We start from the raw sequence: 11,903 nt of genomic DNA, 5'->3' as shown, positions 1-11,903 counted from the left end.
CCGCCGCCAAGCAGATGATTCAAGCATGGTGGTTTTGGCTGCGTGGGACGAAAAAACCGGTTCCATCCACTCCTCCTGTTCCCCAACCTCCTTCTCCTGTCGCTCCATTGCCTGAGCCGTATCGTCCCTCTGTCACCCATCCTTGGAGGCGATCTCCGGCGTGCCGTCCAAAGTATCTCGCAAAAAAATGACGCGCACCCTCATGTGTGTTGATACGTTGACAGTAAGATACTTTTCCGTGTATTATGTATGTGTATAAGTAGAGAAATAAGCTTTTGAATGAAACAGTGAATAAAGCTTTTTCCGCTTTTTGATGTGGGCGAGACAAACGAACGCCCTGAGGTATGTTCCTTGTTTGATCTTGATAGACAGTATAGCATTTGCTATCGGGTACAGCCTCTAGACATCAATTTAAAAGAAATAAAGGGTTTGCAGTACAAACTATGAATACATATGCGACCGTCGTTCTTGCCGCTGGTAAGGGTACGCGGATGCGTTCAACGTTGTCAAAACTCCTCCATCCACTGGCCGGTCAGCCGTTGCTGGCACACGTCTTGAAGTCTGTTGAGACTATTCCATCTACCGCTGCCTTCGCTTCTTTGCGTGCTAGCCTAACAGCAAGCCGTCCCATTGTGGTACTCGGACATAAGGCTGAGCAGGTGTTGGAAGCGTTCGGCGACCGTTGTCTCTATGCGCGGCAGGAAGAACAGTTGGGAACCGGACATGCAGTACTGGCGGCCCAAGATGCTGTTGACGCGTTGGACCCTTTGCCTGAAACGGTGCTGGTCTGTTATGGTGATACTCCATTGGTACGGAGCGAGATCCTGGCACAGGTGTTAGCTGAGCATAGTGCGCGTCAGGCAACGATCACGTTTTTGACCGCCACGGCCGATACCTCTTCAGATTATGGCCGCGTTGTGCGGGATTCACATGGACAGGTACGTGAGATCGTTGAGGTCAAGCGGGCGACGCCGGAGCAGTTGAGCATTACCGAAGTAAATTCTGGTGTCTATTGCTTTGATCGCGCCTGGCTGTGGAAGTCACTTACGGCATTGCCACGCAACGCTGCCGGTGAATATTATCTCACAGACTTAATCGCCGTTGCCGGTGCGCAAGAGCGTGCTATCGCCACGGTGCAGGGCTCGTTCGATGAATCGCTGGGTGTTAATAATCGTGTGCAACTGGCTGAGGCTGAGCAGATTATGCGTCGGCGTATTCTGGAGCAGCATATGTATGCCGGGGTGACGATCATTGATCCCGCGACTACCTATATCGATAGTGACGTGCAGATCGCTTCTGATACTGTGCTTTTACCAAATACGATCATCACAGGTAAAACGACGATTGGTTCCTGGTGTCGTATTGGACCTGGTACCACGATTGATCAATCCACGATTGGTGATCGCTGCGTTATCAGAAATTCAGCCCTGGAAGAGACAGTATTAGAAGATGAGGTCAGTATGGGCCCCTTCAGTCATTGTCGGCCGGGTGCACATCTGGCACGTGGTGTACGGATGGGGAATTTTGGAGAAATCAAGAACTCGTATGTTGGCGAGGGCTCCGATGTGCATCATTTCAGCTATTTAGGGGATGCGACGGTAGGTGATCACGTTAACATTGGTGCGGGCACAATTACCTCCAATTATAATGGTCTTACCAAACAAAAGTATCGCACGACAATTGGCTCCGGAGCCTTTATCGGCTGCGATAGTGTACTTATTCCACCCGTAACAATTGGCGATCATGCTATGACCGGAGCAAGTTCATTAGTCAATAAAGATATCCCTGCTCATACATTGGCGTATGGTGTGCCTGCGCGTGTCGCACGGACGCTACCGACAGCTACTGATGAGGATGCTGTCGCGCCAGAGCTAGGGAAACAGGAATAGGAGCTTACATGGACGGGGACGGCCCTGGCTTATCGAGCTTAGCCGCCACGGTTAATTTTCATTTTACACATCTGGATGCGCAAGCCTGGCTACAGCTTAGTGTATTTATCATTGCGCTAATCCTGTGTGCACTGGCTTCCGCAGCAGAAACAGCCTTTACATCGGTCAATCGTATTAAGCTTAAGAATATGGCCGAAGAAGGTGACACACAGGTGCTCAAAATTGAGCGTCTGTTGGCGGAGCCCAATGTTTTTCTTGCCACCATTCTCGTTGTCAATAGTGTTGCCGTAGTCGTGGCATCCAGTATGGCAACCGTTCTGGCATTACGCTTTTTTTCAGCCTCTTTTGGTGAACTTATCTCTTCTATTGCTACCTCACTGATTGTGCTGGTTTTTTGTGAGATCTCACCTAAAACAGCCGCAGTGCAAAATCCGTTGCGCTGGGCACGCTTTTTTATCGAGCCTGTACGCGCAACGGCGTGGGCAATACGGCCAGTGGTCTGGCTTCTCAACACGATTACTTCGGGATTGGTTCGCCTGCTCAGTGGCGAGATGCGCCATCGGGGTCCTTTTATTACAGAAGATGAACTGCGTCTGCTCGTAACGGTGAGCGAAGAAGAAGGGGTACTGGAAGAAGAGAAGACCGAGATGATTCGTAGTATCTTTGAGTTCGCGGATACAACGGTGCGCGAGGTAATGGTACCACGTATTGATATGGTAACATTGCCCAGTTCGATGGCGGTCAATGAGGCTGTTGATATGGCAATGCAGGGAGGTTTTTCCCGCATTCCAGTCTATGATGCAGCGATAGGTGTTGACGATATCAAAGGTATCCTTTATACCAAGGATATGATTCGGCATTTGCGTGAAAATCACGGCACGCTCTCCATCGGTGGATTGGTGCGTGATGCATATTGTGTGCCTGAAACAAAGAAATTGGATGATCTCTTACGCGAACTACGTCTGAGTCATACCCATATGGCAATGGTGATTGATGAGTATGGCTCGGTAGCGGGTCTGGTTACCATTGAAGACTTGATGGAAGAGATTGTGGGCGATATACAGGACGAATATGACCACGAGGAGGTCCTCTCGGAACGTATTAACGATAATGAATATATTATCAATGCCAAGATGAGCATCTACGATTTCAATGCGTTGATGGATACACAAATGGCTGATGCCGATTACGAGACGCTGGGCGGCTTTGTCTATGCGCAACTGGATAAAATTCCCGGGGTCGGTGATCGCATCACGTTTGATAATTTAACTTTTGTCGTGCTGGCGACACGGGGAAGACGTATTTTAAAGATACGTGTTGAGCGAGATGTGAAAGATAACCAGGATGTCATGTTGTTGCCGCCTCCCAATGCGCAGTTATCGTTGCCCGAAGCGTCTTCCGTTCACAATGATGAGTCACCACAAGCTTCCCCCTCTTCCTACGAATTTAAGGAAGCCTGATCTTCTGATAGAGACTTTAAAAGACAAAAAGAGAGATCTCTCCACAATCGAGGAGGGATCTCTCTTTTTGTCTTTTATTTTTTACCCTGTAAAAATTCAAGCGCTTTGATGAGTTGAGGATCTTTGCTTTGTAAAATCTGTTGGGTGGTGAGTTGCTGTTGATTTTCATCGTTCGGAGTAACAATGGCATCATTTGTGCCCATCTTAACCTCTATGTTTGGGCGAATACCGCCATTCTGTTGTCCATTGCTATTGCGAATAAAATGTCCACTCGGGGTGAGCCATTCCTGTGTGCCGATCAGGAGTTGTGAGCCGTCGGCCAGATTGAATGGTTGCAGAACGGTGCCTGTACCAAAGGTTTTTTCACCAATTACAGTGGCACGACCATTTTCTTTGAGCGAACCAGAGACGATTTCAGCGGCACTGGCAGAGTTGCCATTGACAAGCACAACCATCTGTGAGGTTGTATCAATGGTATTTCCTGTGACATCAACTGGGGTCCGTTTCCCCGTGCTATCCTGCTGGATTAGCACATGTCCACTTTTAACGAAGAGGCTGGTGGTATTGACTGCTTCGTTTAAGAAACCTCCGGGATTGTCGCGCAGGTCCAGGATGATTTTAGTGGCCCCTTCACTTTTGGCTTTCATGATGTCATCCTTGACCTGATTAGAGACGCCATCCGCAAACTGGACAATCTGGATATGAACGGTGTGTTTCTCTGGAATGTAGTGCATGAGGACATTGGGAACCTGGATCTCTGAACGCATGACATTGAAGATATGTGGCTGACTTTCTCCCGGGCGCTGGATGGTTAGCTTGACGCTGGTTCCATCTTTTCCCTGGATCATAGTGCTGACACCCGTCACATCTTTTCCACTTGTGCTCTTACCATCGACAGCGATAATTTCATCCTTAGATTTGATGCCAGCTTTTTCGGCAGGTGAGCCAGGAATGGGAGCTGTAACAATCAAATTTTTTGTCTTGATATCCTGATGGAGATAGATGCCGATGCCAGAGAATTTACCGCTCAGTTGCTGGCTTTCTTCGCTGGCAGTTTTGGCATCCATAAAGCGTGTGTGTCCGGTGTCTCCCAGGGTCGTAACCATAGAATTGATGGCTGCATATGCCATCTTCTGATAATTAATATCCTGACGATTGACATAATTCTGATCAATTTTCTGCCAGGCCTGGTCAAAGAGGTGTTGATAGGATTGAGATTGATTATTGGGGTCAAAAAAATGATTATTGATATAATCATGCCCGAACCAACCGCCACAGAAAGCAATTACAATCAGTGCTGCTAGCGCCACGGTACGTCCGACTGCCCGTTGCAAACGGTTGGGTTCCTCACTTGCTGGAAGTGGCATATATGTCTGATGTTGGGGATAGTTAGCGTCTTGAGATGGAAGGAATGCATAGTGTTCGAAATCATCTGCGTTCTGTGGTTGTTGTGATGGCGTTTGCTCATGCGGGAGTTGCTGTTCATACCAGCTAGGATCATCGTATTTGCTCACCAATGGCCTCCTCAGGCACTGTTTATTTTGAGTGCGCTTATTTTCTGATCTCTTCTTCGTTATTGACCTGTCTACATAGCCTTATCTTAGTGACCGTGTTCTGAAAAGTCAAATAACGCTAACATAATGTATATTTACGATAAAAAATTGCAATCAGCGTATCACTATTATAGTCAAAAACGTCACTACGACACGATTCATTGCGCTTCTTGGATGGTTATAGGATGGTTGTTCGGGCCAGCAAACGTTTTTTTCTTTCCTGTACAGTATATCTCTTCATGAGGTGAGAGAGGTACAAGCGAAATGCGTTGCCAGAGATACAAAGGGCCACTATAAAATGGTGTGACTATAAAAAAAGAAGGGGATAGTTCATTTGAATGAACTAGCACCCCTCTTTTTTGCTGGTTTCTTGTTTGGATGTAGGCCAACCTGTGGACCACATCCCAGGAAAGCTCTACATAACGAGGCGAATAACTTACTGTTCCTGTGGCTCAGTTACCTGTGACTCCTCGGTGGTAGCTACGGGTGCTTGTGGGGTACTGGCTGCTGCAGGCGCATTCTCGTTGCTCTCATTATTTGGAGCAGCGTTCGCTGCTTGCGTAGCTTTTTCCTTGCCCGTAGGGAGGGGTGTTTGTTTCTTTGGTGGTTCCCAGCCTGGAGCGCGGGAGACTATCATCGACATCATGCGGCCTTCCATCATCGGAGTGCGCTCGATAGTCGCGATACCTTTCAACTCTTCTGCAATTCCATCGAGTAACTTTCGACCAATGTCCGGGTGACGCATATCAGGTCCACGGAATTGTACACTGACACGGACCTTATCTCCGTCTGCCAGGAATTCCTGAATTTTACGCGTTTTGACATTTATGTCATGATCGTCAGTACGTGGGCGCATGCGAATTTCTTTGAGAGTGATGGTCTTCTGGTTTTTGCGGGCTTCGTTTTCTTTTTTCGCCTGTTCATATTTGAAGCGACCGTAGTCCATCAGCTTACAGACTGGCGGCATAGCGTTTGGGGACACCTCTACCAGGTCAACATTCCTGTCGCGAGCAATTTCTAATGCTCGCATGGGAGACATCACTCCCATCATCTCGCCATCCTCATCAATTAAGCGTATTTCACGTGCTCGAATGCGCTCGTTAACACGTGTCTCTCGTGAACGGTCGTTCCCCCGAAAATCCTTGTTAATAGGGCTATTCTCCTCTTCTTAGTAATAATTCTATTCACACTTTCAGCGTTGAAACGTTGAGTCTACCCAGGTGTGTTCTTTTGTGCCTATTTTTTGCCAGCACAAAATAACTGCCACTTGCGGACTGTTTCAGTATACTACGTGCATACTAGCATTGCAAGTCAACAGCAGCCCTGTTCTGCTTTGTCATTCCTTTTCTTTTCCATCGACTGCTATTGCCAACTCAGCAGAGGGAAATTCAATAGTTGGTCATGCGTGCATTGCTCTGTAAAGCTATTGTGTTTTGAATGATTTCTTCCTTTCCTGATAGTGGAAGGTACACAGAGATAGACAAAAGTACACAGGCCAGCAGGAACTTCCTTGCTGGCCTGTGTAGGATAATCTTTGTTGCTTAGCGGGCATTGATTTTGATAGTGCGTGCTTTCGCGTGCTCGGCTTTGGGCAATTGCAAGGTCAGAATGCCATTTTCATACTGGGCTTCAACCCCCTCAGCGTTAATCGGTGCTGGGACAGTGAAGGATTGCTGATAGCGTCCTGCCTGGAAGCCGTTCCAGTGGACTTGAGCGCCTTCTGGAAATTGTACTTTCGTCTCCCATTTCAACTGAACAGTATCTTGCTGCACAGTAATCTCTACATCCTCAACATTGATACCAGGCATCGGCAACTGTAAGGTGTAGCCATCCCTGGTCTCATAGAGGTTAGCAGCCATGCCACGACCGCTCACACTGCTGCTCCGGGGACTGATGATACTCTCTTCAAACAGGCGATCCATCGCATCACGCAGAGAAACAACTTCGCTGAAAGGATTGTAACGGGTGATATTAGCCATGGTAGAACCTCCTCTTTTTCGCTTTTCATTGAAACTTTTTGTATTTTTACTCTACTCTGTGGTCGCGCGGATGAGTCTTTTTTCCTGGTCTCGCGGCTCACATCATTGTTTGTTCTTGATGTTCATACTATAACCCACCATCTGTTAGAAGAATGTAAGCGCAATATTAGAGAAGCATATACATTGTGTAAGAATTTTGTTAGAAAGTTTGATAGAAAGACTATCAAGAAGCTTGAGTGTCAGATATGTGTGGTAAGTCATCTCGACTTCATTCTTATCTTCTGCTACAATGCAGCTAATCAGATATTCCATTTATAGCATTGGGAGGAGCGCAGACAGGTGTTGAAACAGTCCCCGACAAATAAAGAGATCGATCATATTCTCAAACGAGGTGTTGCGCTCGTTGAGAAGGAAGCAGATTTACGACGCTTATTACTTGAAGGTAATAAAGGTGAGCCGTTGCGCGTGAAGTTGGGTGTGGACCCGACGCACTATGATCTGACGATAGGCCATGCGGTGGTATTCCGTAAGCTGCGCCAGTTCCAGAAATTGGGACATAAAACGGTCGTCGTGATTGGTGACTGGACGGCGCGTCTGGGCGATCCAAGTGGGCGTGTTGAGGCCCGTAAAGCATTGTCGGCCGAGCAGGTTGCTGAGAATTCAAAGACATATCTGGATCAATTTTTCCGTATCGTCGATTCAGAGCAGACAGAGGTGCATCGCCAGACCGAATGGTTTGATAAGTTTGATCTGGGAGATGCGATCAAGCTGTTGGGTTATAAAACGGTTGCTCAGATGTTAGAGCGCGATGATTTCTCGAAGCGCTACAAATCCGGCATCGAGATTTCGCTGGCTGAGTTTATGTATCCTCTCTTGCAGGGCTATGACTCGGTTGCGTTGCGTTCGGATGTCGAGCTGGGTGGTACAGATCAGACCTTCAATCTCCTGGTGGGACGCGATCTCCAGCCAATCTTCGGCCAGGCGTCACAGCAGATCTTGACGATGAATCTAATCGTCGGTCTGGATGGTGAGAAGAAGATGGGGAAGTCATTGGACAACTACATCTCGATGACTGCTCCCGCAAAGGATATGTTCGGCAAGCTGATGTCTTTACCTGATAAGACGATGCGGACATATTTTGAGGCGTTGACCGAGATAGATGAAGAGGAGCTGGATGAATTTGACCGCAAGATGGCTGAGGGCACACTGAATCCTCGCGATGTGAAGTTACGAATGGCCCGTGAGATTGTCACTGAGTTTCATAATGCCGAGGCTGCCCAGGAAGGACAGGAGGCTTTTATCCGCCAATTCTCCGAGCGCAAGCTGCCGACCGACATTCCTGATTATCATCTGGCCGCAAGTCAAAACGTGGTTGAGCTGATTGTGAGTGCGGGTCTGGCCGCCAGTAATAATAAGGCACGCGAGTTGATTAAGCAGGGAGGGGTTTCACTCTTTGCCAGAGGAGAATCTGGTGAGTCGGAGCGCATCACTGATCCCAATACAACCATTGAAGTGATCGACGGGGCGATTTTGAAGGTAGGCAAGCGCCAACATATTCGTATCAAAGCCTGATAGGCTGCTATAAATCTGGCATGGAACATACTGATGTTATGTCGATGCCGGACAAATAAGCAACGCTACACAGTATCTCTGGTGATTTTCAAGGAGGATAACCTATGACACAGGCAAAGATCGGGGTGATTGGCGGCAGTGGTCTCTATCAGATGGAAGGAATGACTGAGGTAGAGGAGGTGCGCATCTCAACTCCTTTTGGTGATCCTAGTGATGTGATTACGCTTGGGAAGGTGGCTGGCGTGCCAATGGCGTTTTTACCGCGCCATGGACGCGGGCATCGTCTGAATCCGACAGAGGTGCCTTCACGCGCCAATATCTGGGCACTCAAGAGCCTGGGCGTGGAATGGGTTATCTCTGTCAGCGCGGTTGGCAGTTTGCGTGAAGATATTGCTCCGCGTGATCTGGTCATCCCCGATCAGCTTTTTGATCGTACAAAGAGTCGGGTCAATAGCTTCTTTGAAGGTGGGGTCGTAGTGCATTGTGCCTTCGCCGAGCCGTTCTGTCCCACGCTGAGTGGACTTTTGTTAGAGTCAGCACGTGAACTGGAGGGTGTCACAGTTCACGAGGGCGGTACCTATGTTTGCATGGAGGGGCCATTCTTCTCAACGAAGGCTGAATCAAATATTTATCGGAAACTGGGCATGGATGTGGTTGGTATGACAGCCTTGCCCGAGGCGAAACTGGCCCGTGAAGCTGAGCTGTGCTATGCCGTCATCGCTTGTGCGACTGATTATGATTGCTGGTATGAGTCTGAAGAATCTGTCTCGGTGGATCTGGTGGTGGCGAATTTAAGCGCCAACGTCTCGCATGCTCAGCGTATCCTGGCGAGCGTTGCGCAGAAGATTGGAACTGATCGCCTGCAACAGGCATGTGCCTGTGAGCACGCGCTGGCAGGCGCGATCATGACCGATCCCACGCGCATTCCTGTTGAGGCAAAAGAGACATATCAGTTATTAATTGGCCGCTATATCTCTTGACAACTCTTCTGATCCGGTGTAGAATGGGTTCATCCCACGAGGGAAATGAAAACAGTCCTGAATGCGGGATGGGCCGATTTTTATCCGGTCCTGTCGGTTGGCGTAATTGGGTCCTATGCGGCAGATGTTTGTGAACTCCGCCAGGTCCGTGAGGAAGCAACGGTAAGTGGACCTCCCTGGGTGACATAGGGGTTCCTGATTACGCTAACCGGCAGGACCGGGTAAAAATCGGTTTTTCTCTGTTACCATGAACAACTTCTTCTACTCATCTGGCAGCGGGTGGGCTCGTGGCCCGTCATGAGGATACATAGGCGGGAGTATTTATTATGGCCTCACAATCACTCTACCGTAAATGGCGCTCTCAAACCTTTGGCGATCTTGTCGGCCAGGAATCAGTGATTACGACACTCAAGAACGCTCTCAGTTCTGGCAATCTCCGTCATGCCTATCTTTTTACCGGCCCGCGTGGTACTGGCAAAACAAGTATGGCGCGTCTCCTGGCTAAAACCATTAATTGTACTAACTCCAAGAACGGCGAACCCTGTAATGTCTGTGCTCAATGCCGCGAAATTACGGCCGGTTCCTCATTTAATGTGCTTGAAATCGACGCAGCCTCTAACCGTGGTATCGATAGTATCCGTGAGCTGCGTGAAAAAGTGATGATGCCACCAACGACTGGCAAGTATAAGGTCTATATCCTTGACGAAGCACACATGCTGACGACCGAGGCCTTTAATGCTTTGCTGAAGACATTGGAAGAGCCGCCAGACTACGCTATTTTTGTGCTCGCAACGACAGATGTACATAAGATGTTACCGACCGTTTTGTCGCGTTGTCAGCGCTTCGATTTTAAACGCTTTACTTTGCGGCAGCTGGTTGATCATTTGCATTTTGTCTCACAACAAGAGCAGGTGACATTGCAAGCTGGTGCTGCTGAACTGATCGCACGTGCGGCCGCTGGTGGTATGCGTGATGCCTTGAGCCTGTTGGATCAGGCTATCGCATATTGTGGTGTAGATATCTCGCTAGAGCAGGTACAAACTATGCTCGGCGTGGCTGATCCCCGGGCAATCCAAAAAATCATCAGCCATGTCGCCGACCTGGAAAGTGCTGAAGGTTTGCACCTCATCAATACGCTATCTGAATCCGGCGCTGATTTACGCCAGATCAATGGACAGATTGCCGAGTTCTGGCGTGCGATGATGCTGGCAAAAGCGGGCGCGAATATCGCTGCAATCCTTGATAATACCGATGACGAGGTCAATGATATCCTGCAGGTCTCGAAATATTTTGTCCTGGATGAATTGACTGAATGTGCTCGCCAATTCGCACTGAATGAGTTGATGCAAAAGAGCCAGAGTACGCCTCAACTAGGACTCGAGCTGGCTTTTCTGGCCTGTATTGCGATCCATCGTCGGGCTAAAGATGGACCTGTGGCCCTGGCCCATCCTGCAACAGGTTCTACATATCCTACCAATGTAGGAAATTCGTCCGTACCTCAAAATAGGACGATACCTTCAACGCATTTAGCGCCATCAGAGTCATCTACCCCATCCCAGGCAGCGTATTCTGCTGCTCCGGCCACTGAGCCTCGGCCTGCATCAGCAGTTACTGCAAGCAGATCTTCTGCACCTCAGTCGCAGATACATGAAGGCGCAGCACCACGCATTGAAACCAGCCAGCCGGGAATGACTGCTCATGATGTACCTGCTACGCCAGCCATCAATCAGCACACCTCGATTGCCAGCTACGCCGGGATGCCATCCGCCCCTGCACCCACCACTGGTGATCCAGTTTCCGTGAGCGCTGAGCCGCCGACCCTGACAATTGACACAGTACAAGACAAGTGGGAAGCGATTCGAAGACGTGTGAAAACGCGTAAAGATGGCTCCAAGATCGCAGCTTTGCTGAGCGGATATACAATCCTGGGTGTTGAAGGGACTGCTCAGCTACCAATCATCGTGGGTAAAGCAATTGCTGACTTCCACTATAAAACGTTACAAAATGATGAGTACAATGCTACTATCCGCTGGGCCTTAAAGATAGAATTAAATATTGAGTGCGATATTCGCTTGCTGCCACCCAATGCCCATTTTGCTACGTCGATGACGAATCGCGCAGCTAGTGTTGCGTCAGCACTACCAGCACTACCCTCTCAATCTGAGCAACCAATGGCACCAGGATCGGTATTTCCTGCTGTACCACCACCCAGTACCCCCGAGCCAGAGCAACGCCCTCCTGATCGCCCGGCTAATTCTGTTGTGACTCCGACAGTCGAAAAGGTGACACCTGCTGTTTCACCACTTGCCAGAAATGACGCTGTGAGCGAGAATATGAGAGTGCCATCTGAGAACAGAGAGACACGTTTAGAAATCATCAAAAAGCATGCGGAGAGCAATCCGGTCGTATCGGAAGTGATTCGCATGTTTAGAGCGGAAATTCAAGATATTCAGCCGAAATAAAGGAGTTT

Annotated in this window: 8 protein-coding genes and 1 other RNA gene; 6 read left to right on the top strand and 3 right to left on the bottom strand. The window is 48.8% G+C overall.

Going from position 1 to position 11,903, the window contains the following annotated elements:
* The first annotated feature begins 443 nt into the window (after nt 1-443).
* Both glmU and F1593_RS22105 read left to right on the top strand, forming a co-directional pair.
* Entirely contained in the window at nt 444-1,889 is a 1,446-nt protein-coding gene (gene glmU, locus F1593_RS22110; protein ID WP_149403733.1) for a bifunctional UDP-N-acetylglucosamine diphosphorylase/glucosamine-1-phosphate N-acetyltransferase GlmU, read from the top strand.
* 8 nt (nt 1,890-1,897) lie between these two features.
* Entirely contained in the window at nt 1,898-3,349 is a 1,452-nt protein-coding gene (locus F1593_RS22105; protein WP_149403732.1) for a hemolysin family protein, read from the top strand.
* 74 nt (nt 3,350-3,423) lie between these two features.
* Here the strand turns inward: F1593_RS22105 and F1593_RS22100 are convergent, their stop codons facing one another.
* The 3 genes from F1593_RS22100 to F1593_RS22090 form a co-directional block, all read right to left on the bottom strand.
* Nucleotides 3,424-4,863 carry a S41 family peptidase gene (locus tag F1593_RS22100; RefSeq protein WP_149403731.1) on the bottom strand — a complete coding sequence of 480 codons (1,440 nt, stop codon included), beginning with the start codon at nt 4,861-4,863 and terminating at the stop codon, nt 3,424-3,426.
* 475 nt (nt 4,864-5,338) lie between these two features.
* A complete protein-coding gene (gene infC, locus F1593_RS22095; RefSeq protein WP_149403730.1) occupies nt 5,339-6,052 on the bottom strand; it encodes a translation initiation factor IF-3 in 714 nt (237 codons plus the stop codon).
* Between the two features lie 391 nt (nt 6,053-6,443).
* Entirely contained in the window at nt 6,444-6,881 is a 438-nt protein-coding gene (locus tag F1593_RS22090; protein ID WP_149403729.1) for an Hsp20/alpha crystallin family protein, read from the bottom strand.
* A gap of 342 nt (nt 6,882-7,223) precedes the next feature.
* Here F1593_RS22090 and tyrS point away from each other — a divergent pair, with 342 nt between their 5' ends.
* The 4 genes from tyrS (at nt 7,224) to dnaX (ending at nt 11,895) form a co-directional block, all read left to right on the top strand.
* Nucleotides 7,224-8,453, top strand: coding sequence for a tyrosine--tRNA ligase (tyrS, locus tag F1593_RS22085; RefSeq protein ID WP_149403736.1), 1,230 nt, complete (start codon nt 7,224-7,226; stop codon nt 8,451-8,453).
* Between the two features lie 104 nt (nt 8,454-8,557).
* A complete protein-coding gene (gene mtnP, locus F1593_RS22080) occupies nt 8,558-9,433 on the top strand; it encodes an S-methyl-5'-thioadenosine phosphorylase (protein ID WP_149403728.1) in 876 nt (291 codons plus the stop codon).
* A gap of 104 nt (nt 9,434-9,537) precedes the next feature.
* Nucleotides 9,538-9,637: signal recognition particle sRNA small type (ffs, locus tag F1593_RS22075), an RNA gene on the top strand.
* 122 nt (nt 9,638-9,759) lie between these two features.
* On the top strand, nt 9,760-11,895 hold the full coding sequence (gene dnaX, locus F1593_RS22070; protein WP_149403727.1) for a DNA polymerase III subunit gamma/tau: 2,136 nt from the start codon (nt 9,760-9,762) through the stop codon (nt 11,893-11,895).
* The last annotated feature ends 8 nt before the right edge of the window (nt 11,896-11,903 follow it).

The organism is Dictyobacter arantiisoli (assembly GCF_008326305.1).
GTDB lineage: Bacteria > Chloroflexota > Ktedonobacteria > Ktedonobacterales > Ktedonobacteraceae > Dictyobacter > Dictyobacter arantiisoli.
This window is presented reverse-complemented; position numbering and strand designations above follow the sequence as displayed.